The 25,205-nt window shown below is 40.0% G+C and carries 16 protein-coding genes; 13 read left to right on the forward strand and 3 right to left on the reverse strand.

The window, feature by feature from the left end; all coding sequences use genetic code 11:
• Positions 1–45: 45 nt before the first annotated feature.
• A complete protein-coding gene (locus tag SY85_RS23720) occupies positions 46–1,176 on the reverse strand; it encodes a fatty acid desaturase family protein (protein WP_066408550.1) in 1,131 nt (376 codons plus the stop codon).
• 446 nt (positions 1,177–1,622) lie between these two features.
• Between SY85_RS23720 and SY85_RS23725 the strand changes: the two genes are divergently transcribed.
• The 10 genes from SY85_RS23725 to SY85_RS23770 all read left to right on the forward strand — a co-directional run bounded on the left by SY85_RS23725 (position 1,623) and on the right by SY85_RS23770 (position 17,475).
• Positions 1,623–2,807, forward strand: a complete 1,185-nt coding sequence (locus SY85_RS23725) for a thioredoxin family protein (RefSeq protein WP_066408552.1) — start codon at positions 1,623–1,625, stop codon at positions 2,805–2,807.
• 149 nt (positions 2,808–2,956) lie between these two features.
• Positions 2,957–4,483 (forward strand): S1C family serine protease, encoded by a 1,527-nt coding sequence (locus tag SY85_RS23730; RefSeq protein ID WP_066408554.1) that lies wholly within the window; start codon positions 2,957–2,959, stop codon positions 4,481–4,483.
• 170 nt (positions 4,484–4,653) lie between these two features.
• Entirely contained in the window at positions 4,654–5,295 is a 642-nt protein-coding gene (locus SY85_RS23735) for an RNA polymerase sigma factor (protein ID WP_066408555.1), read from the forward strand.
• Between the two features lie 5 nt (positions 5,296–5,300).
• Positions 5,301–6,341, forward strand: a complete 1,041-nt coding sequence (locus SY85_RS23740) for a hypothetical protein (protein WP_066408556.1) — start codon at positions 5,301–5,303, stop codon at positions 6,339–6,341.
• Between the two features lie 74 nt (positions 6,342–6,415).
• Positions 6,416–8,071, forward strand: a complete 1,656-nt coding sequence (locus tag SY85_RS23745; protein ID WP_082886672.1) for a caspase family protein — start codon at positions 6,416–6,418, stop codon at positions 8,069–8,071.
• An 82-nt stretch (positions 8,072–8,153) separates the two neighbouring features.
• Entirely contained in the window at positions 8,154–11,885 is a 3,732-nt protein-coding gene (locus SY85_RS23750) for a CHAT domain-containing protein (protein ID WP_066408560.1), read from the forward strand.
• Between the two features lie 357 nt (positions 11,886–12,242).
• The gene (locus SY85_RS23755; RefSeq protein ID WP_066408562.1) at positions 12,243–14,459 is read left to right on the forward strand and encodes a caspase family protein; all 2,217 of its coding nucleotides are present in this window, start codon (positions 12,243–12,245) and stop codon (positions 14,457–14,459) included.
• Between the two features lie 33 nt (positions 14,460–14,492).
• Positions 14,493–15,674, forward strand: a complete 1,182-nt coding sequence (locus SY85_RS23760; RefSeq protein ID WP_066408565.1) for a CHASE2 domain-containing protein — start codon at positions 14,493–14,495, stop codon at positions 15,672–15,674.
• Complete coding sequence (locus SY85_RS23765; RefSeq protein WP_066408567.1) at positions 15,675–16,544, forward strand: hypothetical protein; 870 nt, start codon at positions 15,675–15,677, stop codon at positions 16,542–16,544. It begins immediately after the preceding gene.
• Positions 16,537–17,475, forward strand: coding sequence for a hypothetical protein (locus SY85_RS23770; protein ID WP_066408568.1), 939 nt, complete (start codon positions 16,537–16,539; stop codon positions 17,473–17,475). Before SY85_RS23765 ends, SY85_RS23770 begins: the two co-directional genes overlap by 8 nt.
• Positions 17,476–17,789: 314 nt before the next feature.
• On the opposite strand, the gene SY85_RS23775 is transcribed toward SY85_RS23770, so the two are convergent.
• Positions 17,790–18,209, reverse strand: coding sequence for a hypothetical protein (locus SY85_RS23775; RefSeq protein ID WP_148661277.1), 420 nt, complete (start codon positions 18,207–18,209; stop codon positions 17,790–17,792).
• A 237-nt stretch (positions 18,210–18,446) separates the two neighbouring features.
• Here SY85_RS23775 and SY85_RS23780 point away from each other — a divergent pair, with 237 nt between their 5' ends.
• Together SY85_RS23780 and SY85_RS23785 are read left to right on the forward strand one after the other, a co-directional pair.
• Complete coding sequence (locus tag SY85_RS23780; protein WP_066408570.1) at positions 18,447–20,393, forward strand: sensor histidine kinase; 1,947 nt, start codon at positions 18,447–18,449, stop codon at positions 20,391–20,393.
• Positions 20,359–20,991 (forward strand): response regulator, encoded by a 633-nt coding sequence (locus tag SY85_RS23785; RefSeq protein ID WP_082886673.1) that lies wholly within the window; start codon positions 20,359–20,361, stop codon positions 20,989–20,991. Before SY85_RS23780 ends, SY85_RS23785 begins: the two co-directional genes overlap by 35 nt.
• Positions 20,992–21,398: 407 nt before the next feature.
• On the opposite strand, the gene SY85_RS23790 is transcribed toward SY85_RS23785, so the two are convergent.
• Positions 21,399–23,660 carry a TonB-dependent receptor domain-containing protein gene (locus SY85_RS23790; protein WP_066408575.1) on the reverse strand — a complete coding sequence of 754 codons (2,262 nt, stop codon included), beginning with the start codon at positions 23,658–23,660 and terminating at the stop codon, positions 21,399–21,401.
• Positions 23,661–24,730: 1,070 nt separating this feature from the next.
• On the opposite strand from SY85_RS23790, the gene SY85_RS23795 reads away from it, so the two are divergent.
• Positions 24,731–25,060 carry an HPF/RaiA family ribosome-associated protein gene (locus SY85_RS23795; protein ID WP_066408577.1) on the forward strand — a complete coding sequence of 110 codons (330 nt, stop codon included), beginning with the start codon at positions 24,731–24,733 and terminating at the stop codon, positions 25,058–25,060.
• The last annotated feature ends 145 nt before the right edge of the window (positions 25,061–25,205 follow it).

Genomic DNA, 25,205 nt, shown 5'->3' on the forward strand with positions numbered 1-25,205 from the left:
CAGTTAGGTATAGCCATCTGTCCTCTGCCAATTCCCAACTCTGGCCTACATTGTTTCTTCAAAAATGGATTCCGAAACACGATTCCTTTTTAGCAGCCTATAATGATTCTTTAGAGAGGTCTTTAAGGAATACTCCCGGTAAGGTAGTTGATACATCTGTGCGTAACGCTTCAGGCATTGGGTGATCTCTGGGTAATAGATATGATTCACATTGGGAAACAGGTGATGTGCCACATGATAGTTAAAGCACCCCATAAAGAAACGCGTGAAGAAGTTATCGTTAGTAATATCGTTTGTAGTAAGCATCATGTGGGTCATCCAACTATGCGGCAACTTATTCTGTTCATCGGGTAGTGGAAATTCGCTCTCTGTATTAGCATGTGGACTTAGTAATACCAACAGGGAAAAAATGCTGGCCGTAAACAACATAATGGCAAAAGCCGCTATACATTGCCACCACGTAATTTCTAAAACCAATTTGGGCAATACAATCAGGTAGAAGAAAAATACAGTCTTGAAAATAAAGAGCTTAACATACTCAATAGATGGTATGTCAATCAGTCTTCGCACCGTTCTTTTGCTGTTGAAAAAGTCTTTGAAATCACGCACCAGTAGCCAGTTTGCTAAATAAAAAGGGTAGAGGAGTGGCAGATAAATATGCTGATATCGATGGAAACTAGAATAAGTGCCATCTGGGAAAACCCGGAATAGGTTGCTTTGTTCAATATCGGTGTCCCAACCATTTACATTGGGGTAATTATGATGAAAGCGTATATGGCGTTGCTTCCATATAAAGCTGTTCGCTCCTAACAGATCAAAGAAATAGAAATAGAGTTTGTTTAGCCAGTCTGTTTTGAAAATGGCACCATGCGCTGCGTCGTGAATGATATTAAGAAAGTTCATGACAATCAGTAACCCAAGAATAAAATAGCAGGTATAAAACACGAATGAATGATTTCCCCAGATCAAGGCAGCTGCATATGTAATTATATACAAGAGTGGAAAAAGAATGGCTTTTAACCAGATTTCGCCTGCTCTTTTGAGACCCTGTTTAGTAATAATCGTTTTTACCTCTTCTCTTAATTGTCGAAAGATCTCTTTATCGGCAGTAGCTGGAAAACTTGGTTTTGATACGGTATTAAAATCCTTTTCTAGTGAAGTGGCTCGTACATCCATAACACTATGTTTTTTAAAACCTACTCAAAATTAAATCCTGAAAATCGATGGAGCAAGCCCATCATGCCAATGTATTCAGCCCATTTTTTAAAAGCCGACGTTAGTTAAACGCCCATTTAAGCTTTTAGTTTCTGTTTTCCATAGCTCCTGAGAGGAAGAAGTGCCACGGTTGCAAAGTGTTTTAAAAGCCAATAAAGGCAGCTGATAACCGTGGCACTTCTCCATAACACTAAAATTTTAAACAGGCTCTAAATTGACTTTTTCAAAGGCCATGAAAAGTCATAGTGTATAGGTGGAAGAAAATGGGGCCCCTGAAAAATATTTTTTAAAAAGTCCCGGTTTCCTGATGATATTTTTTTAGGTCAGCTATTAACGAATAGAACGGGTTAAATATCCGGTTCAAGAAAATCAAATCGTTCGCTGATTCTAAATCAAAATCATTTAAGATGAAGAAACTCTTTTTTTTATTCGCCTGCGTCCTGGTTGCCAGTAATGTATTTGCAGAGGGTATTCGCTTTGTAGAGAACAAAAAGTGGAAGGAAATACTTGCCCAAGCTAAAAGGGAAAATAAACTCATATTCTTGGATGCTTATGCCAGTTGGTGTGGTCCATGCAAGTATATGCAGCAGAAGGTTTTTACTTCAGTATCTGCTGGAAGCTATTTTAATTCCAAGTTTATCAATGTAAAAATGGATATGGAAGAAGGAGAGGGTGTCCAATTGTCAGAAGAATTGAATATCACAGCCTATCCAACCCTATTTTTTGTCAATGGTAATGGAGATGTGGTTCATAAATATGTTGGAGCATTGGATGTTGAGAATTTTGTAGAATTAGGTAAAACAGCCAGTAATCCTGAAACACAATATTTCACCTTAAAGAATAAAGCGGCAGGAGGTAAACTTACACCTAAGGCCTTTCATGAGTGGGTTGAGAAGGCCGATGATATGGAAGATGAAGATGTAGACAGCCTGGTTACCAATTATTTAAAAGTAACAACCTATCCGCTTGTAGAAAAAGAAATGTTGCACATAATGCTCGAACATGCGCCTTCATTAACGATAAATCAGCTAGACATTTTACAAGCCAACCGGCGCAAAGCCCAGGAGCTTTTAGGTGTGACCAAAGAAGATTTTGAAAAAAGTTTCCTGCGTCAGGTAAGGGCTACTGCGCTTGTTCAATCATGGAAAAACGAAGAAATTGATTTCGCTGTTTTTAAAGGCTTAATTACGCAATACTTCCCCGAAAAAGTAGCGTTGGAGCATCAGAAAATGAAAGTAAAGTATTACTTCTATAAGGAAGAATCGGAGAAAGGACTACAGGAATTATTAGCTTGTTTAAAAACAACTTCTTTACGTCTTTCCGCATCAGAATTAGGTGATTTGATCTTCGCTTATTCAGATAAGATAGCTAAAAGTAATTATGCCAATGAGTTTATAAAGCAAGTTGAGCAATTTACGCTACTGCCTGAAGACATAAATAAGACCTATTTTAAAGATTGTGCGTTACTTATAATTTATTACAGATTGAACAATAAGGAAAAAGTGGCAACACTTTCGGCTAAGATACTGGCCAATGAAAATACCCCGGAAAACTTGAGAGAATCCGTATCCTCTTTGAGTAAAGACAAATAAATAATATCCTGGAAAGGCATCCATTTTCATATGTTGTTGGTTGTGAGCAAATTGGCTGAAGATGCCTATTCTAGTGAATTTTGTTGCGAAAAAGTAGGTCTGGAAAGCTATATCTTTGTTTTAATTGTTAATATTTGAAACGAGTCCCAATGATCACTGCTAACTGCTATCGAAGGTCAATCCTTCTCTTTGTTCTACAGGTATTTGCGATCCAGGCCATTTTCGCACAACAACGGCCGCCAGTTACAAAAGTTCTGGAAAATGCACTCGGTGCTGTGGTTACAGTTGGTGTTTTTGAAACCGATATGGCCAAAAAGACCTTAGGCTTCCGAGGCAATCCAGTTGAACAAGCCTATGCTAAAATGCTTGATCTGAGTGGCGCATCTGGTTCTGGTTCTGGCTTTTTTATCCGCTATAATAACCGTGCACTGGTAATTACTAATGCCCACGTTATTGAGCAAGCTGCTGATAAAGAAGGTAGTATTTATGTATATACCATCAACCGTTCTAAGTACGAAGCCAAAATAGTAGGTGGCGATTCATTTTATGATCTGGCCGTATTGGAATTGGTTGATAAACCAGGCGATGAAGTATCGTTCTTAGAAATTCGACAGGCTCCTGCTCTTGTAGGAGAACCCGTTTATGCGGTAGGTAACCCCCTTGGAGAATATCCGTATTCAGTTTCTGAAGGGATCATTAGTGCCAAAAACCGTGTGCGGGGTGGTCTTACCGGAAAGTTTGGCTTTTTGCAAACAACGGCCACTGTAATCTGGGGTAACAGCGGCGGACCATTGCTGGATGCAGAGGGAAAGGTGCTAGGTGTTAATTCACAGATTGCGTTCGCTGACCGTGGCGGTAGCTCTATCTGGCAACCACAGATCAATTTCGCGCTGGAAGCTGGAATAACCTATCGTTTGATCAATGATATCCTTACCAACAATGGCGTAGTAGGCCGGTCTTATCTTGGAATTGAGCTCATGCAACGTAAGCTACCTTTTCAACCAGGAACAAAAGAATACACTTACTATTCTCAAAAGTTCACACCCGATACCTATCCGGTTCTGAATAAAGTGTTGGATGGTGCACCAGCTGCTGCTTTAAAACCCTATATAGGCCAGCAGGTGGTAAAAGTGAATAGTGAGCCAACACGCAATATTGAAGAAGTTTTAGGGGAGTTGGAAAAAAGTAAACCCAATCAAAAAATCGAATTTACTTTCCAAAAAGATGGACAAAAAACACAGGTTTCAGTAAACGCCGGTGCTTTGAGTTCATCTGGTTCTGCCAGCTTGGGTAAGTGGTTTATGCAAATGGCAGGTGCCAGGTATGTTCAGGATGAGAACATGCTCTCGTTGAACTTTACCGGCGGCGAACAGAATGGGCAGTCTTTAGACTTTGCTGCAGCCCGTGGCACGCAGGCTGCTGGTCAGGAAGCTCCTCTTACTGGAGAGTGGCTGGTACTGGGTGTAGGTATTTATCGCGAAAACTACGAGTCCCTATGGCGTATTAATGACATTGCCGATGTGGGTACAGCTGCACGACTTACAGGTACTTCTGGTAATATTGATATGGTTTTATTTAAAAAAGGCGGCCAGCCTGGTGTTGCCGAGAACTATAAAATCAAGAAAATTTCTATATCAGGAACGAGTTACATTCAGCAACAAACGCTTTGGTATTAATTATCAGTTGTTGAACTAAAAAATCAAATGCTTAATAACAGCCTGTTTCAATGAAGAAGACAGGATAGCAATAAGGACAGAGAAATAAAAGGTAAGAATTGCTTCCTTGAGTTTCTCTGTCTTTTTGATTTTAGCAGAACATCCTCAAACTAAAATGATAATTTACAAGCATGCAGTGCAATGACATTCATGATCCGGAATTGCTGGTAACCTTTTTCAGGTCGGAAGATGAATCCACCTTAAGTAGAACATTACGTTGCTTCCGCCACCTGTTCTTTTCTGATTTTAAAGGCTTTTCCTATAACAAGATCTTTTCCTATAAGCAGTATGCAAGTGATAAAGCCAGCGAGTTAACCGAGGATGGCTTTAATTACGGACTCACCCAATTTTATTTATTTATTCGCAAAAACGGCTTTTCTAACCAAGGTGCTACTGTAAAATCACTATTCTTTACTTTTTGCCTGAATCAATTAAGAGCTTTAACCAAAGCAAAAGAACGTTACAATGCCTGGCAGATCAGTAGCGATCCCAGCAAATTGGTGGAAAACGAAACCGGAGCGCAGCCTTATAATTATAAATCGGTACAGGAAGAACTGCATGAATTGGACCAGGAGGCTGAATTATTCCGCAAAGCTTTAGAAGAATTGGGTGAACGTGGACGTAACCTGATTATATGGCGAAAAGTAGACCGGTTAGACAATGAAGAAATTGCAAGACGTACAGGTCTGGATCCGGTTAGTATAAACAATGAGGTATACCGTGCTTTTATTAAGTTGAAGAAAATTATCCAGGTACTTCAAATTCAAAACTAAAAGCAATGGGAATTACAGAACAACAATACGAAGACATACAGAAGTACCTGGATGGACGAATGCAGCCGGAAGAGCTGGTAGCCTTTGAGCAGCAATTGCAAACTGACCCCTTGTTAAAGGAGTTTCTGCTTTTTGAACAGGAACTACGTTTAAACCTGGATTATATTCAGGATAATGCAGGCCCTAAATCTTCTTCAGACTTAGCGGAAAGCAATTCTCAATTTGATGATCCTGCGTTTATCCTCAATCTGATTAAACAAGGCAATAAGAATGAAGCCGGCGATAAAACAAACAGTAGTCCATCCCCGCTACATGTAGTTTCTAAAGAGGAGTCTCCCGTAGTTCGAGAGAATACCTTGCATTCTTTCCCTTTTGCAAGATATATGGCAGCAGCGGCTTGTTTAATATTTCTGGCAATGGGAATTTTATGGTTGGCTTCCAATAACAATGAGCCACAAACCGTAGCAAAAACAAATGGAAGGGAAAAGATAGATTTGACAGGCGACTCCAAAAAGGAAACGTCTACGGCTTCTACTACAAGCGATACTTCTAAAAGCACAGATCCGTTTATAGCAAAAGCTAACACAGCAGCTTTATTTAAAAAATATTATAAGCGTGAGGAAGTTCCTGCACAAATCCCCGAGCAGCTAGCCGACGCACTGAATGATTATAGTGCAAAGGATTATGTAACCATTCAACAGATCGATCTGGAAAACCTTCCTAAAAGCAGGGGCGCAGAAGCTGTCGAAGGTCCTCAATATGTTAAGGAGATAGGGACTTACTTTAAAGGCCTTTCTTACATAGAAACAGGAAACCACCTTCAAGCAATTACCAAGTTGCAATGGATAGCAGATAGTGCAACAAATAGTCAGCTAAAGAGTAGTGCGCAATGGTATTTGGCGCTTAGCTATCTGAAAATCGGCAACACAGGAAAGGCTATAACGCTGTTGACAGCTGTTTCGAAAAATGTTAAGGCAGTTCCATTTAAAAGAGATGCAGAAGAAATATTGGTGGCTCTGAAAGGAGCGAAGAAGCAGGCTGAATAATAAATCGGTAAACCCATTTTGTAATTAATAGTTTTAGCTGGAAACGCTTTTTGCACAAATAGTAAAGGGAGCTTATGAGAAAAAGTTTACTTTTTATTCTTTCAATGTTAGGGTTTGCCTTCGGCCATGCGCAGCAAACAAGTAGAGGTACGCAGGTTATTAAAACGAGCCATTCTGAGGGAAAGACCTACGGACTGGTGATCGGTATTTCGGATTACGCTGAACTACCCAAGTTAAATTTTGCCGATAAAGATGCAGCTGAGTTCTATAGATATTTAATACAAGCAGTTCCTACCCAGGATACCGGTAACCTGGTACTGCTTTTAAATAGGGATGCGACAAGGGATGCGATTGCCGACAGGCTTTATGATCTTACAGAAAAGGTAAAAGCAGGCGATAAGGTTTATGTTTATTTCAGCGGCCATGGTGATATGGAGCAATTGATACAAACCGACAATTGCCTGTTGCTATTAAGCAACAGCCCGGTTAAAAATTATTTGCGCAAGTCGAACGCTTTTTTGGATATCAATCTGTTTCGGGAATTTTTCCGCTATTGGAGTGACAAAAATGTCAGGACGATTTTTGTTAGTGATGCTTGCCACTCGGGTGGACTTACAGGAGGGGAAAGTGGCCGGAAAAATACGGTCCTTAGTCTAACACAAACATGGGCTAAGGAAATAAAACTTTTATCCTGCCAGGCAAACGAAGTGTCACTTGAAGGCCCGCAGTGGGGTGGAGGCAGGGGCCTGTTTTCCTATTATTTTATATTGGGTTTGAAGGGCCTTGCGGATAAGGACAATAATGCCGAAGTAAGCCTGTTTGAGTTGGATAATTTTTTAAGGGATCATGTAAGTGCTTCTTCCCGTCAATCGCAAATTCCAGTAGTACAGGGTGATTTTAGGGCCGTTGTTAGTAATGTAACCGCGCCTTTGCTTACTGCTGCTAAAAAGGAAATAAGTAAAACCTCCTCTGATGAATTTAAAGCTATTGCTTTAAGAGGTGGCGATGGCTCTTTGCTTTCTTTACTGAAGGATTCTGCCTCAAAAAGCCTTTATTTAGCGTATAAAAACAAACTAGCCGCCAACCAATTATTGCAACCAGAAAATAGTTCTGCGTACTACTATTTTCAGCAGCTTAACAAGGATGATGTAAATGAGCTTGTACGAAAAAATATGTGCATCGAGTTGATTGAGGCGTTGCAAAAACCTTTTGACAATCTCTTGGACTATGTGTATGAAGATGCTTATGAAAAGCTGGGGTTTTATGAAAAGATAGAAATTGAAAAACAACTTACTGTAGCTCTTTCACTTTGCGGTCAGAACAGTTCTATTAGCAAAAAGATCAAGTCTAAGCTACTTTTTTTACAGGCTTGTGAATTGTCATCACAAATGGAGAGAGGTGTTGCTAATTACAGAAACAATGAACTGATGGAACAGGGGATAAGCTTATTGTCACAGGCAATAAAAATTGACCCTTTAAGTCCCAACTTGTATATGCGTCTTGGGGATTACTATCTCTATTCCAACCAGCTAAATGAAGCGATAAAGGCATACCGCCAATACCAGCAATTACTACCGAATGATGAACATTCGTACAACAAGTTGGGAATGGCTTATGTGGCAAAGAAAGAATATGATCTGGCTATTGAAGCATTAAGAAAAGCCATTCGTATCAATCCAAACTATTGGCAAGCCACCGAGAACCTGAGGTTGGTGATGGCGACAAAATGATAATAGGAAAAACTTTAGAGCAGGATTTTATTTCAATTTAAATGTTTTCTTTTTCAGTATTGTACTTACAAATAAGCTATTAATGAAGTTTCTGATTACGTTGAATGTTGTCTTTTTACTTGCTCTGATTTTTCCGAGTAAAAGAACCGCATGCCAGGAACTTTACAGGATAGCAAAGGACCACTATTATGCAATAGAAAGTGACTCCACCAAAAAAGATTCGACGCTATTTTATGCTCATGAAACCAGGAAATATGCAGAGCAATTCTTTGGGCAATCAAGCATACAGTATTTAGCAAGCTTAAACCGGGTAGCTACTACACTGTTCTATAAGTTTAATCAATATGATTCTGCAAAGCAGGTTTGGCTAAATATTGTGGCAAAGATCCAGTCAACACCAGATAGTAATTATGAAATACAATCGGATATTTATTGGAACCTTTATGTAAATTCTTATTTAGAGAAAGACAAAAGTCTGGATAGTGCCTTCTATTTTGCCAATAAGTATTTGTCTTACCAACAACAAGTAATAAATAAGCCGGTAGATCTCATTAATGAAATAATTGCAGTCGCTTATAATTTTGACATTAATAAAGAAGACAGTGCTACTGCACTCTTTTATAGCCGCGCCTTAGAATTGCGAAAGGAAATATGGGGTGCCAAAAATGCGGAGATCACCAAGCAGTTAGATTCATTGATTCAAACTGTCTTTTCTGAAACTTCATATGATTTTAGAAATGATCTGTACAAGGTTGGTGACACTACTTATACTTATTATCAATTGGACTCAATTGGCAGGTATTATAGCAGGTCCGATGCCTCCAATGAGGAATTTCAGTCGGCATTATCTTATTTGATCAGAGCGAAGGATCAAGCCATACTAGATTATTCCGACAGTAGTCATGAATTCTATAAGAGCTTGCGATTATTGGCTAGCTATTTCAATGAGTTTCCGGAAGCAAAATCAATATCCATTTATTGCCTCAATACAATTCTAAATGATTTAGAAAGTAGAGGCAAAATGAAATCTATTGATTATGCAGATGCCTTGTTTGACCTAGCTGAACTCAAACATGAACAACAATATGAAGAAGCCATAGCTATTCTTGAAAAAGTGTTGCCTATTTACCAAAGTCTATATAGCCAAAAAAGCGAGCCCTACATTAACTGTTTAACCAGTTTGTCTTGGTGGTATGCAAAGAGTAAAGAAGATCAGCAGCGGGAACATTTAGCTTTTCAGAGTATGACTCGTGCAGTTGAATTGGCCAAAAGCACATGCGGAATAAATACCATTTCTTATTTAGAGGTAAAAAAGGACTTGGGAGCTTTGTATAAGTATGATGGCAGGTTAGATGAAGCAGAAAAAACGTTGTTAGAAGTATATAAAACCTACAATGAAAAATTTCATCCAGCTCCAACCGATGAATTCTTAGAAGAGCTATGTGTTCAACTACATTGGGTTTATGGGTACAAATATGAACTTTCTAAATGGCTTTTTTGGTTAAATAAATGCGAGGAGATCAAAATAGCAAAAGGTGATACACTGAGCTACGATTATTTGAATATTCTGGACAATATTATATCTGCCAACCAGTATATTAATAACTGGGCCCAGGCTAAAAAGTATTTGGATAAACAAGAAGCAGTACTTAATTATTTGAATGATACTTCGTCTGTAGAGTATGCTTTTTCTCTTATGGCGAAAAAGGATTATTATATACATACAAAGGAATATGACAAATGTGAATCCCTATTTCAAAAAATAATAAGCATACAACAAGAAAGATTTGAAAAATATAATGACAACAATTCACATAGCGGGCTGGCCTCTGCCTACATGGATTATGCAGACTTCAATTTTCTGCAGGGCAATTATGATAAAGCATATGAGCTTATTCAACCTTATTTAACGTATCTAAGAGCATGGAATTATGATTCAGCTGCCGGGGCAACTGACGCCTATGAAAGATTAGGCGCCTATTTTTTGTACAAAAAACAAGCAGATAGTGCCTTTCATTATTATGACCTGGCCATTCAGTGTCAAAAGAATTCTTTTTTTGAACGCTCTGAAATATATTTTAAAGCGCAATCCAATAAAGCCTTAGCCTTTTGGCATTTTAATCAAAGTGAAAAAGCCGAAGAACTTCTAGCCAGTGCTTGCGAGAGTATTAAAGAGCAAATGATTAAAGGAATGGCAGGCTTTAGTGAGAAGGAAAAACAAACCTATACCACTACACTAAACGAGGTTCTCAATAAATATCACAACCTACATCATACGATCTATCAGGCTGAGCCTGTCACTAACAAGCGCGCCTATAATTTTATTTTACAGTCAAAGGGACTGCTTTTGAATACTTCTCTTTTTGTAGAGAAGCAAATTAAAGCCTCCGCTGATAAACGTTTGCAAAACACCTATGCCGACTTAAAGCAAACGAAAACAATGCTTGCGAAGGTGTATCAACTGGGCGAAGCGCAAAGCGATGGTATTTCCCTAGATAGGCTGGAAACAAGAGCAGCGCGCCTTGAAAAGGCCCTTTCTGAACAATCGAATGTATTGGCTGATTTTCAAAAAGCCAACCAGGTTTCTTTTAGCGAGGTGCAGGCTGGTTTACAGCCAGGAGAAGCGGCTATTGAATTTGTCAGCTTTCCCTATTTCAATGGAACAGATTTCACTGATTCCTTGTTGTATGCCGCATATATTGTCAAAGCGGGTTTAGATACCCCAGTATATGTACCGTTAAATGGCGTGGCAGGAATGAATGCTTATGTTCAAAATCAACAATCAAAGAGCAGAGGAGGTGTTGTAATAAAATCGCAGGAACGGAAAGAAACATTTAAAGAACTATACCAATACATCTGGCAACCACTAACTCCGTTTTTGGAAGGTGTTAAAAAAGTTAGCCTGGCGCCTGATGGCATTTTGAATAGTGTTGCTTTTGCTGCCTTACAGGATACTGGTGGACAATATTTGGTAAACAAATATGATCTCAAGATACTGTTAAGTACCAGAGATATAGCACAGAAAAACAAAACCCAACAAAGCCAGGCCGCTAGTGCGTTATTGTTTGGAGGCGCGAAATATGATTTAAAGCCGATACCAATTAAAGATGCCATCAATGGTCACCGGTCATTGCCTGATGATTTAAACGGTACACAGGGTTGGAATTATTTACCTGGCACCTTGTCGGAAGCTGTATCTGTGGGGCAAATTTTAAAGAAACAGGGAGGTAAGGTCGTTACCATAGTAGGAGAAGCTGCTTCTGAGCAACAATTTAAAACAATGAGTGTTCGTGAAAAGCCATCTATCATTCACATTGCAACACACGGTTTCTACTTTCCTGTAACAACGGAGTCTGGCGTAAGCGGTTTGATACAAAAAACATATTCAGCTTCGGATAATCCCTTACTGCGTACAGGCTTATTGTTTTCCGGAGCCAATTGGGCATGGCAGGGCAAGTTGGTTAAGGCCAATCAGGAGGATGGAATATTAACAGCCTACGAGCTTTCCAATCTTGACCTAAGTGCTACAAAGCTGATGGTTCTTTCGGCCTGTGAAACGGGAGTAGGGGAGATACAAAACGGAGAAGGGGTTTATGGGTTGCAGCGGGCTATACGCCAGGCTGGTGTTTCCAAAATGATTGTGAGTCTTTGGCCTGTTCCGGATAAGGAAACAGCCGAAATGATGCAGTATTTTTATTTGGAGTTATCTAAAGAAAAGGAAATCCGAACTGCTTTTAAAAAGGCACAGATGAACATGCTGAAAAAATATCCTGGGGAGCCATCACTTTGGGCGGGCTTTACCTTAATAGAATAACAAAGTTTAGCAAACGAAAAGATGTTCTTTCTATGGGTGAATCCATCCTAACGTGTATCGGTAAGTTCATAAACGTTAAAAGTTTGGGGCGAAATGGCTTTAAATGGGCGACTGGCTTGACTTTCATGAGTAGGGATTACATTCATATTTGTTATTTTTTTACATTTGCCAGCAACTAAAACTAGCTTATGAGCCGCTCTGTACTGCTAACCATATCTCTCTGTTTAGCAGCATCTAACTTGAGTAAAGCCCAATCTAGTTGTTTGCCAGCCTATTGTAACATCATTTGACTATTTAAACAGAAACTCTTTAATAAATCACTTTTCCAAATCGAGTCCGTCACTATAAAAAAAATACATGAAAAAGCTATCCATCCTTCTTTTCAGCTTCACGTTTGGGTTAACCGCGTTTTCCCAAACGTCAAGAGCTTTGATCATTGGTATAGATACGTATAAGCCTGAAAATGAAGCGGCTGTTAATACGGAGAGAATGTCTTGGCCTAACCTGGACGGATGTGTCAACGATGCCTCCTCTATGAAGGACCTGGTGACGGCTAAATATGCTTTTCCTGCAGCTAATATCGTAACGCTATATAATGACAAGGCAAACCGGGAAAATATCATTAACCAGCTTAAAAAATTGATTAGTGAGTCCAAAAAGGGGGATGTGGTATTTATTTATTACGCTGGCCATGGCAGCCAGATGTATAACTCCCTTTCCAAAGAGGCGGATAAAAAAGATGAAACGATTGTTCCTTCCGATGCCTATAAAGGGGCTGCTGATATCCGTGATAAAGAACTGGCGGCCTATTTCAACCAATTAGTTGATAAAGGTGTTGTTCTGACAGTGATTTTTGACAGTTGCCACAGTGGCTCGGTTGGGCGTGGACTACTTACTGATCCTCCAAAAGTTCGTTTTATTGAAGAAAATACGCAGGATGCAAAAGATGCTTCTGAGCCTATAAGACCAGAGTCTCGCGGCGCTATGATCTTTTCGGCTGCACAAGATTTTGAATTTGCAAAAGAGCAACGCGATGAGAACAACATTCCTCACGGCGCCTTCACTGTAGCTTTATTGAAAGCCTTACAGCAACAATCTCCTGATGCTTCCGTATCAAGTATCTATTCCAGTGTAACAGCCATTATGAAATATTATGGAAAGACACAGGAACCAGTTCTGGCCGCTAATGAGGCTCGCAGAGCAGGTACTTTATTTGGCTTAGCAAAAGGGGCGGTAAAAAACAAGCTGACCATAGCTTCCAGCAAAATAGAGGCTGAGGGTGTAGAACTTCAGGGTGGTTTTGCATTTGGATTAGCAGAAGGTGTTAAGCTGGCATCACTGAATTCAACAGATACGCTTGAGATCATACAAATGCGTGGTGCTAATAAAAGTCTTGCTAAGGTATTGACCGGCGTACCGAAAAATATTAAGCCAGGTACATTATTTGAAGTGATCAACTGGGCCTCCAGCAAAGCCCCGGCTTTAAAAGTCTATGTACCTGCAAATGGAGTGAATGAAGCACAACTTCAAGGATTTGTAAAAAATGTTGGAACCAATAAAAGTCTGAAACTAGTTGGAGATATTACAAAGGAGATACCTAATACTATCTATACATACGACGGAAGTCAATGGTATGCTTCTGATGCTAAAGCTGGAAAAAAGGCTGTGGGAGCAATGCCTACAAATGCAGCCTTCAAATCTTCGTCTAGCAGTGCTTCCAGCGCTTTTATCAACCTGCCACCTTCTGCCCAATTGGTCAAGGCATTTGAAAACAAATTCAAAAGTTTTGACAACATTGTAGTGGTTAATCGTCCAGAAGAATCACAATATACATTGGTAGGTAGTCTCTTAGATGGTAACAAGCTAGGGTATGCGTTGGTCAAAAGCCAGGTTACTGTTCAAGATACAACTGAAAGTCTCCCTGCACGTACGGACTTTGTTGTGTATGATGGAAGCGAGGCGTCTGCTACAGTCGTTGCGGAAAAACTGTCTGAGTACGCTTTCCGTATTGCCAAAATCAGAGACTGGCTAATGCTTTCAGCACCAAGCGGTGGACAAAACAAGTTTCCTTTTAAATTAGGTTTCAGACATTTTACCTCTCAACAGCCTTTAACAACTGATAAAGTAAAGGTTAACGATACACTTTCCATTTATTTCGAAGCCGAAAAGGATTATTCAGAATGGAACCGAAAGAAAAGATATATATATGTATTTAATATTGACAGCAAGGGCAAAATGAGCCTGTTGTATCCTAGCCTGGAAAGTGGAAACGTAGAAAATCGCATGCCTGCTACAAACGATGACGGGAACCCTGTAGAAAAGACGCACCTGGCTGACATCCTAATTACTCCGCCTGCTGGAGCTGATAACTATTTCCTCCTGGCCTCGGAAGAAGCGATCAGCAACTTAAGTGCATTTGAGCAGGAAGGCGTATTAAGTAGAGGAAACGATAATACAAAGGGTAAAGGCAATCCACTGGAGTCGCTATTGTTTACCGGCTCAAAAACACGTAACAAGGTTATAACACCGGTGAACTGGTCAATATTTAAACTTGTTCTTCGTACTGCCGAATAAGTCATATCTCGTACCACTGATTAAAAAGCATTGATGTTTAACTATCTATTCAAAAAAGACACACTGCTGGCTACTATAGCAGTGTTTTTTATAATGGGCCTATTATCACTGTTGCCCATTAATACACATGTATTGGATCCTATTAAGTTTGCTTTGCAGGACTTTGACTATAACGATCTGGCCTATTCGCGCATGGGTAAGAACAGAGAAACCCCTATCGATACCAATATCGTAATCGTAAATATTGGAAATGCCGGTAGGCAAGAAATTGCTGCCATGATCCAAAAGGTAAATGAGCAACACCCCAAAGTAATAGGAGTGGACGTCTTATTCAACGCTCCAAAAGGAGAGGCAGAAGATTCCTTACTAAAAGCGCAGATTACCAATAATCCTAAGGTTGTTTTGGCATATAATCTACATTCAAATGGAGAGGCAATCTCTCATGAAGGATTTTTATATGGTCAGGCACCAAATAAAGGTTTTGCCAATTTTATAGGCGAAGAAGGTGGTGTGATCAGACACTTTGCACCTACTATGAATCAAGGATCAAATGATTATTCCTTCTTTGCTGCTTCCATTGCAAAAGTTGCCGACCCACAAGGGTATCAAGAACTGAAAAGCCGCCATCAACCCATAGAGATTATTAATTATACCCACACTTCTGAAAAGTTTGTAGTTGTTGATGGCCAAGAGTTGTTAAATGGAGAGATCAATAGTGTTTCATTAGCCAATAAAGTAGTCTTATTAGGATTCGTTTCTTCTGAAGAGGGTAGTGTGCTTGACAGGCATTTTACACCCATGAATAAGAATTCCTTTGGAAAAACCTTACCGGATATGGAAGGGGTTTTTGTACATGCCAATATCATTCGTATGATCCTGGATAAGGACTACATTCGTAAAGTGCCGGCATGGATTACCTGGACACTTGCCTTTTTACTATGCTGGCTGCACATGAGTCTTTTCATCAAGTATTACCTGGAAAGACATCTTTGGTTCCACCTGGTGGCTAAAACCGCACAACTATTTTCGGCTATACTTTTTGTTTACCTGGCTTTATTGTTCTTTTATAAGTTCGATACAAAGGTTAACCTTACGCCTTCATTAGTGGCCATTATACTGGCTGTTGATGTCCTTTATTTTTATGAAGCCTTCTGTACATGGTTGAATAAAAAGTATCATTATAAATCGGTATTTGCTCATGCTAAACATCATTAAATGAAAAACATACTTCTTTGGATATTTCTCTTCGCTTCAATGATCGTGCACGCACAGGATGCTGAGTTTATCGTCTATTTTACCAAGGGTAAGGTTCTGAAAACAGTAAACGGGAGCAAAGCGCTTCAAAAAGGTGATCGCCTGGGCAGAGCTGATGTGTTACAAGTGCCGGACAAGGCTGAAGTGGTGCTGATCTGCAAAAGCTACAATACCGTGCGCATTAAGGCCAAAGGCCGTTATACTGTACAAAGCTTGTTATCTCAATGCAACCAAGCGAAAACTTCGTTTTCAAGTTCCTATTTCCATTACATATGGGATGAACTAACGCACGTTCATGGCTCACCGGAGAAAGATCCTTTGAAATATATGCACAATACAGGTGCCGTAAGCAGGGGCTGCGCTATGGTGCAAACAAGCCTACCGGTTGATACGGTACATTATGTTTCCGGCCAATTGCCTATTTACTTCAAAACAGCGCATAGGCGGCCACACGTTAGTGTATACAACGATATTCAGGAAGGCGCTTTATTAGTAAAGGAAACGTTGGGTAACGATCCTATACAAATGGACTGGTTAATGACAAAACTGAAAGGTGAGGGAGAGTATTACTGGCAAATAACGGATGCCGATGGTACCAGTTGTGAGCGCAACTACTTACGTGTATGGAATGGCCGTGAATACCAGGCGGCTGTTGCCCAATTGTTAGCCTCTGTTATTACTACAGAGCCTGCCGAAACGGCTTATATGAAAGGTTATTTGCTGGAAGAGAAACATTTTTTAGCAGAAGCCTTTAAATATTATCAGCAAGCTGCAAAACTGAATTCAAACAACACGATCTATAAAAAAACATTACTGAGATTTTATGAATAAGCATATCTGTTCCCTGGCCACCATTTCATTGATGGCCTTTTCATTGGCTGGTTGTATTGGTTCCAAATTGGGGTCAGCCAATAACAAAGAAAAAGTGCAAATGAATATCAAAGAGAAAGTTGATGTGATTGACTATGCACTTCTTAAAGAGCAAACGGTGCCTAGCTTTGCTAGCAGAGGCCAGTCTAGAGGACCAATGACCGGGCTTACACTAGGGGCGGTATCACTGGCTACCAATGCGGTGAAACAAATGATAGCTAAGGATAAAAAGAAATATACGGCCGAATATGATTATGCCTTAACTGACCTATACTTCTATGACCAGCTATCAACGGAAAATCCATTTGACCCCATTGGTATGCAGTTCAGTGGCTTCCGCCTGGTGCGCACCTTTCAAAATAAAGGAGTAACCGATACGGCTATGATTGCCGATTTTGAGTTGGATGCTACTAACCCTTATGAGATCATCAACAATTCCATCTTCCGTCTTAAGCTAAAAAGCCTGCAGTTGAATTATGCTAAAGCAAAAGTGCCAGCGAATAATAAGCTACTGAATATGGATTTTGAGATCAGCTTTCATACTTCTTATGTAAACGGACAGGGCGTTCTATTTAAGAACATTGAGTTGGGTAAGTTTTACTTTTTCTTACGTAAAGCACCCTTAGATAAAAATGAGGAGGGGTATACTGCCTATTTTGAGAAGTTAAAAGGAAAAAAGCTGGAAGGACAAAGCTTTATCGTACCTCGTTCTTTTGGTTATCACATGTCTAATTCCAACACGGTGGAGCCCGCTTATAGCCAAGGCGCTTATACGATCCAGGTTAAAGTGAAGGAAAGTTCTAAAAACACTTTCGTAAACCAGATGATCATTGATAATTCAAATAAGCTGGTAGATGCACTGGGCGATCAGTTAAAGAAGAAGCTGAAGTAATACCAATAAGTGATCTAGGCATATTTCTGTTGCAAGCTTCTTTATAATCGTTTTGTTTATTGTGTGTAAGAGCAGGAATTAGTATAGCGATACGACATAACCGAAAAGCAAAAGGCATTGATGTTTAAAAAGAAGCAATAATGATCATCAGATGTATGTTAGTGATTTTTACCAGAAGGAATGAGGTCGGCACCAGTAGATAGGGTAGGTGAGAAGTCTGAATTTGACTAACAATCGCGTTCATCTTTAATGTTGTATAAATAAAAAGGCTGCCCAAGGCAGCCTTTTTATTTATAATGCTAGATCAAATTTAATTAATCTGCAGTAGAATACTTTAAGTTAAAGATATAGCTAGATCTGCAGTCTCCTGAAGCAGACCATTCTGTAGTACCGCCTGTAGAAACACAATAAATAGTAGTGTAGCCACTTCCTACAGTAACTGTGCCTTTACCATACGCGTCTACTGTGCCTCTGTAGGTTCCGTCTACATAAACTTTAACATACAAACCAGTGTAGTTATCGAATGTTACAGAACAAGATGCACCTCTGCTCTTTTCTACTGGATTATCAGTAGTAGGAACATCGGATTTAATGTTTGGATTAGCACCGCGGCTAGCTTCCACTTTCTTTCCGATAACATCAATTTTTTTAACTCCTTTAGATTGTGCCTGGCTGCTTAATGCGGTGAAAAGTACGGCAAGAAGCATGAAAACTGATAATGTAACTTTCTTCATAAGCTTGATTTGATTAAGCGCAAATGTATCCGTGCAGTGTGATAAAAACAATATTTCTAAGTAGTATTTTTTGAACATCCTTAATGAAATTGCTTTAAATCATTGTCAGTGAATAACATCTCTTTTTTGTGGTTAATAAAATGTCGTGTAATTATTACGGTTTACGCATCAAATATGACATAGTCATTTATATAATAAAATACCTAGAGGAGGGTATTTTCTATTTCTGTTCATTTAATGTCTAAACAAAAGCTACTTTTATTTGCTATTGCTTCCATGGCTAGAACTGCTTTATACTTTTTTCGCTCCCTGATTCTGCTACTTCTTTTTATGTTGATGGCGAAGCCTGCTGCTGCGCGCATTACATTATCCTTAAATGGGCAGGAGCTTTCCTTTCAGCAGATGCCTGTTGGATGGGTATTCGATTCTTCTGAGAATAGAGAGATTGAACGCTGGCGGCGAATAAGCACTGAAATGGAGTACTTAGATGCCAGCAATCTAAAAATGAGCTATGCTCCAGGGATGTACTGGCTGTACTTGGATTTGAGCAAACTACCTACCTCAGATTCGGTGCTTTATTTGGAGGTTAGAAATCCGCATATCAATTACTTGGGTGCCTGGTTACTTTCAGGTTCTACAGTTGTAAAGCAATATGCACTAACTGGCGACCATATGCCTTTTGAAACCCGTAATGTCAATCACAGCCAGTTTGTGTATAAACTGAACCTGCAGAACAGGAACAATCTGCAGTTAGTGTTATTGATAGACAAACGTTATGAACAACTTCACCTGCCCCTTAATTTTTATAATGAATATGGATTTATAAAATACCAGCGTAATGCTAACCTTTTGGCAGGCCTTTTTATAGGAGTTCTCGTGTTTATCCTGCTATTTACACTATTCTTATATTTTAACATCCGGGAGAAACTATACGTTTACTATGCGTTATACGTATTAATGGTGACAGGTTATATTTTCAGTGACCTGGGTTTTTCGTTCATGTACTTTTATCCAGATCTGCCTTCTATTGCTGATTTTTCTCGTCCCATTACATTATCACTAGCTCCCATATTTTATATTTTGTTCAGCCGGAGTCTCCTTCATGTTAAAGTGCATTTTCCCAAAATGTACCGGTTTACGAATTACTTTCTTCTGTTTTTTGTTGCCTGCTTCATTGTGGGCTTTGGGATTCCCAATGCAGGTACTGTACGTACCTTCTGGTTGATTTTCATGCAGGTGATGATGCTTATTTCCATTCTCACTGTTTTTATTTTTTCAATTGCTTCCCTCCGGCGCGGCATAAAATATTCTGTCTATATTATAATCGCTACGCTAATATTTACCCTCTTTACGCAGATTTACATGCAGTACATAACGGGTAATCTGCAGGATATTTTTTTAACCCGAAATGCAGTAAACATCGGTTTTTCTATTGAGCTGATCCTACTTAGCCTGGCGCTTTCCATACGTTTTAAAAATTATAAACTGGAAGCCGAAGAACTCCTGGTAAGACTGAACAAACAGCAGGAAAATATTTTCAAAACCATCAGTAACCATCAGGAGCAGGAGATGAAGCGGCTTTCACATCTTCTACATGATTCGGTAGGCGCTGGTTTGTCTTCCATTAAATTTAACCTGGAGGTGGTGAGCAATGAGCCCGTACAGAATGCGGCTATTTTAAAAAGCACCATTGAAGATGTATCAACACTTACAGACGAGATCAGAAGTATATCGCATACGCTTTCTCCATTGCTGCTTCAAAAGAAGGGATTACTCAATGGGCTAAAGCACTTGACAGACAGGTATAACCGCACCGGGAAGATAAAAATTTGGATTGAATCAATTGGTAGCCAGGATAGTGCATCGTTCCAGAATGAACTGCTTATTTTCCGGATTGTACAGGAGCTGCTACAAAACGTGATCAAGCATGCTGGTGCTACAGAAGTGATGATCCAATTGATTATTGAACCCCAGATTATTTCAGTGCTGGTGGAAGACAATGGCAAGGGTTTCAACAAAGCTGACATAAAGGATGGTCTGGGCTTTACCCAGATTAAGGAATTAGCTACATTTGTAAAAGGACGTTTTGAAGTGCGCAGTGAGATCAATAATGGATGCAGTGTATCTATAGAATTCCCGAACATACCAAATGAAACAACAGATAAGAGTGCTACTGGCGGATGACCACCCTATGTTTCTTGACGGGGTAAGGAATGCCCTTTCCGCATTTGAAGATATTGAGCTGGTAGCTTTGTGTACAGACGGAGATGCCGTACTGGACTCGGTTAAAAAAGTGCCTGTAGATGTGGCTGTCCTCGACATTAATATGCCCTTGCAAAATGGTATAGCTCTGGCAAAGATCATCCGGAATGAATATTCGCATATCAAGGTAGTGTTTCTCACTATGTACCATCCTTCAACCTTGGGGAATGAAGGCATAAATAATTTTGCATTAGGTTACGTACTAAAGAATTCCGGTAGCCAGGTATTATACGCAGCTATACAATCAGCGTTTAAAGGGCAACGCTATACAGACCCCAAATTAAAAGATGTGTTGCCAAACGAAAAACATGAGGTATTTCCCGATGCTATTAAGCTTAGTCAAAGGGAAAAAGAGATCATCAAGCTGATTATAGAAGGAAAGGGTAGTAAAGAAATAGCGGACCTTCTTTTTTTAAGTGAACTAACGATTAGTACCCACCGTAAAAATATCAATCGTAAGTTGGGGGTGAGCAATCTTGCCACTCTTATGATCCGCGTGAGAGGGCTGGACCTTGATTAAACCTCTTTACAGGATAGAACACTCTCTTGGAAGTTTGAAAACGCTCTCTTTTCCTTTGTTGTTGCTTATAACTCGGCTATACCGTATTATTGAAATTCAAAGGGTTATTGTAAAATACCTACGATAGATCGCAGGTAGACCCACTCGATTTTCAAAACTGTATTTATTTGGTTGCGGGGCTGCTTATTACTGCTCGGCAACTTGGAACCGCTACAGCTATCAGTGATTCATAGGCTGATTCATTAACGAATTCTTCCTTGCTCATTTTCCAGTGCGGAACTGCGGGAACGGGGCCCTTTTACGCTGTTATCTGCAAACTTATAAGTAAAGTTGAGCCGCAGTTGCCTGGTTTCGTAATAGCCGTAGCTGCTTAAATAAAAGCCCTCAAATTCTTGAACGGACCTTGACTAGCTTCCTTTATAAATATCACTGAACACTAATCGTAGTGTGGCCTTATTGTTTAAGAACGAGCGTTGAATTCCCAGATCCACTTGACTGACTCCACGGCTGATTTCATTGGCACCTGTAAGTCTTCGCGTTGTCAGAGACCCCGATACTTCAGCGAGTAGGCCATGGGGTAACTTAAAGCGTTGCTGCAGGCTTAAGCGGCTGGCCAGTTGCTTAAGTTCAAGGTGGCGGTGGGCATCCAGGCTGATTTGATTATGGAGTTGATACAGTGTACCGTTGAAGGTCATCTCCCACCATTTTTTAGGGCTATAATTGTGTGTTACAGATAGAGACAGGTTTTGTTGGTTGCCCAGGTTCCTTGGAATCATGACAATCTTTGCCGTTTCAAGCGTATCGGTAATGCGGGTACTGTATTGGTCGGTGTAAGCATAATGAAGTCCAATAATAGTAGCACTTTTATAGACATACTGCAGTGAGGACCTATGGGTAAGTTGTGGTTGCAAATAGGGATTGCCCTGCCAAAATGAAAGTTCATCCAACAGGTAAATAAAGGGGTTCAGATCCTGATAAGCCGGCCGGTCAATGCGCCGGGAGTAGGCCAGGGAAAAGCTATGCCCCTGTTTTGGTTTAACCGATACACTAAAGGAGGGAAATAGGTTAGTGTAGTGAATGGGTGTCTGTTTTGTGGAGTCCCTACCGTCTAACGTAAAGTATAAATCTCCTTGGGAAGATGCATTCTCCAGCCGTAATCCGCCCTGGAAAGCCCATTTGCCTCTTGTTTTTTTGTAATTGACATACGCGCTGGTAATTTTTTCAGTAAAGCCAAACTCGTTAGTGCGGCGCTCATCCAGGCTGTCTTCGTGTGGAAGCCGGTAGAAAAAGCGGGCCCGGTTATCGGAGGCAATCTCCGAATACTTGGTTCCCACTTCGAGTGTTCCCTTCCAGAGGTTAGTGGAATAATCCGCTTTCAATGCTTTCAGGTCAATTAAAATATCATTGAAGGAGTGATAAAAGTTTTCGTTGAGGGGATTATACTGGGCATCGCTGTATATATTGGATTGCAGGTTGGCGTTGCCTTTATCAAAAGAGCCGTAATCGGCGTCGACGTTCAGTATCCGGCCCTTTGCATCTTCATACTTGTAATTCAGATTGACATTATACCGCGCTGTTCGTTGGTAATAGTAATCGTTTTCGGCATACAGGCGCTTTTCAATAACCGGTGATTGAGAAGAACCAATTGTTGTCTGAGTACGGGTTATACCGCCACCCACTATAAAATTGCTGTTGACCAGCAGGCCAAGCGTATTATTTTTATTTAGGGTATAATCAATGCCAAGCCGGGCACCCAGCCTATTGCGTTTGTCAGTATCATCAGTGGCGCTCCTGTAGGTCTTGTTATTTTGAATGCGGTCAGAGCCATACAAATAGCTGGAGTTTCCCAAAAAATGGTTGTAGCCGCCGTAGATGTTGAACCGGTTCTTTCTATAGTTAAAACTCAGGTCCTGGTTTTGTCTAACATACACACCATAGGCCATGCCGGTGGTAATGGTACCATTGAAGCCTTTAGCCTGTGTCTTGTTGGTTTTAATATTAATGATACCAGAAGATCCTGATGCATCGTACTTGGCCGTAGGGCTGTTCATGATCTCAATGCTCTTAAGAGATGAAGCAGGTAGTGCTATTAAGAGGTCCACTAACTCTTTTCCCGAGAGATAGGTTTGCCGGCCGTCCATAAGAATCAATACGCCGGCCTTGCCGTTTAGGGTGATCGTGTTGTCAGTATTGACATACACCCCGGGTGTCTTTTTTAAAGCTTCCAATGCGCTGATACCTTGCGCGTCAATGCTTTTACTCACGTTGTAGGTGATCGTATTGGTGCTGGATTCAATTAGTTGTTGTCTGGCTTCTATAACTACTTCCTGTAGCGCCTGTGTAGAGGGATGTAAAATAATGTTGCCTACTTCTTTACTAGCAGGAGAGAAGGGGCTGGATCGGTATTCGTAATAGCCAGAAAAGCTAACAACGAGCATACAACTGTCCGTTGCATAATAAGTAAGGAGAAAACGACCACTGCTATCAGTAGCACCTTTTGCAACTTCCTGTTGTTTTAGGTTCAACAGCATAACAGTGGCCTGCGGTAGGGGCCTTGCATCTTCGCCTATTATACGTGCACTAAGCTTCAACGTAGGTTCTTGACCATATGTGAAATTGATAGTGAAAGCGGCTAATAAAAGCAGCAAGAAATTAGTTTTAACAGGCACGTTAGAATGTTTGGTATGAGAACTAAAGTATTGAGTTCGATCAAAGAAAATGGAAAATAACCATAAATGGTATTGGCTACTGGCATATTTGCCTTTTACTAACAAAATAGTATAGCAGTCAGGGCTTTGGAAACTTATTATTGTTAAGCGAAGGAAGTTACGTCTGAATTAATTTTATCAACCTTCAGCCCAGTGCTATAATAGCAACCTCCTTAGTTAAGGACAGCTTCATTTATTCGATTTTTTTGCTGCTTATGGGCAACTGCTTCAGTCAGGTATTGAGCTTCTCGCTAGATATTGGGTGCCTTTAAAAGATCTTTCTTATAGTTGCGGAGTTGCACATACGCTTGACGGCTAATATCATCTTAAAAAAAGCTATGTGTTTTCAATGTAAACTTTACGTATTCTGATACTGTTGATAGATTTACCACTAGCTTAAAGTCATTTGTTTGTACAATAGCGTGCAATATATAGTGGGCTTTTGATGTTTGTCTCAAGGACGACAAACATCTAGATCTAACTTGCACTTGCACCAGAACGACTTCCTGTTTATTTTTCGTAATATTGCAGTAGTGAAAGGCAGTAACCTACATATTAAACATAGCCATGCAGCAGCATATGTGATGGTAGATATGCGGGATTGCTACACGCACTCTTTTCCGGAGTTTATGCCTTTCTGCCTTGATCTGTATTACTTCTCTTCTTACAAAAGACTCCTTTTGTCTTAATAGTATCAGCACCTAACACTTTTGATCAGCCATGGTTTGTCCTAGCCTGTAGTATTTCCTTAAAAGGTTTATAAACCTTGATGCCTAACGCTACGCACTATTGTAGCTTTTGGTATAAACATATAGCCTGTATTTCCTTACAAACAAGATGAGAAGGAAAAGTTACAAATACTAAAGCGGCTCCAAACTTAGGAAATTTATTGACCATTCACCATTTACGATGCGGTGGCTTGGTGCTGTTATCTCTTACGCTCAATTGCATTAGCGCAGGCTAAATAGGCTTGTGCAGTTCAATGCTTTGCAATCTTTTATCATTATAAACGACTTCTAAAATTTTAAGTTATGAACGTAGAAAGAAACTATGGAGGAATGAAACTAGACATTCAAACCACTGAGGTTAAAACGAATGACTATTTGGAGCAAAAGATCCATAATCTTATTAAAAAGCTACAAATCTTTCGCCCTGATATAAGCTGGATGGATATTTATCTAAAGAGTAATGATGACGCAGCTCGCCCCAGAACCGTCGTTGTTCGATTAGGCATTCCTGGTGGTGATTTCCATGCCACTGACACTGGTGAGCGGTGGAAAATGATCCTCAAAAATGTTGAAAAGCGATTGATCAGGCAAATAGAGAAAAAGAGAACACTATTATTGAAAATGGCCAGCTAGATAAAGCCTTTGCGTTTACATCAATAATAAAGTGAAAGTTATGCATAGTTAACCTTATTGGTATTACATCGGAAACAACATTTTCCTATTGTAAGATCTTCTACAAGTTGTTCCCTGGAGTTATATCCAGGGAACAATTTTAATG

The sequence above is a fragment of the Flavisolibacter tropicus genome, assembly GCF_001644645.1.
In the GTDB taxonomy this organism is placed as follows: Bacteria; Bacteroidota; Bacteroidia; order Chitinophagales; family Chitinophagaceae; genus Flavisolibacter; species Flavisolibacter tropicus.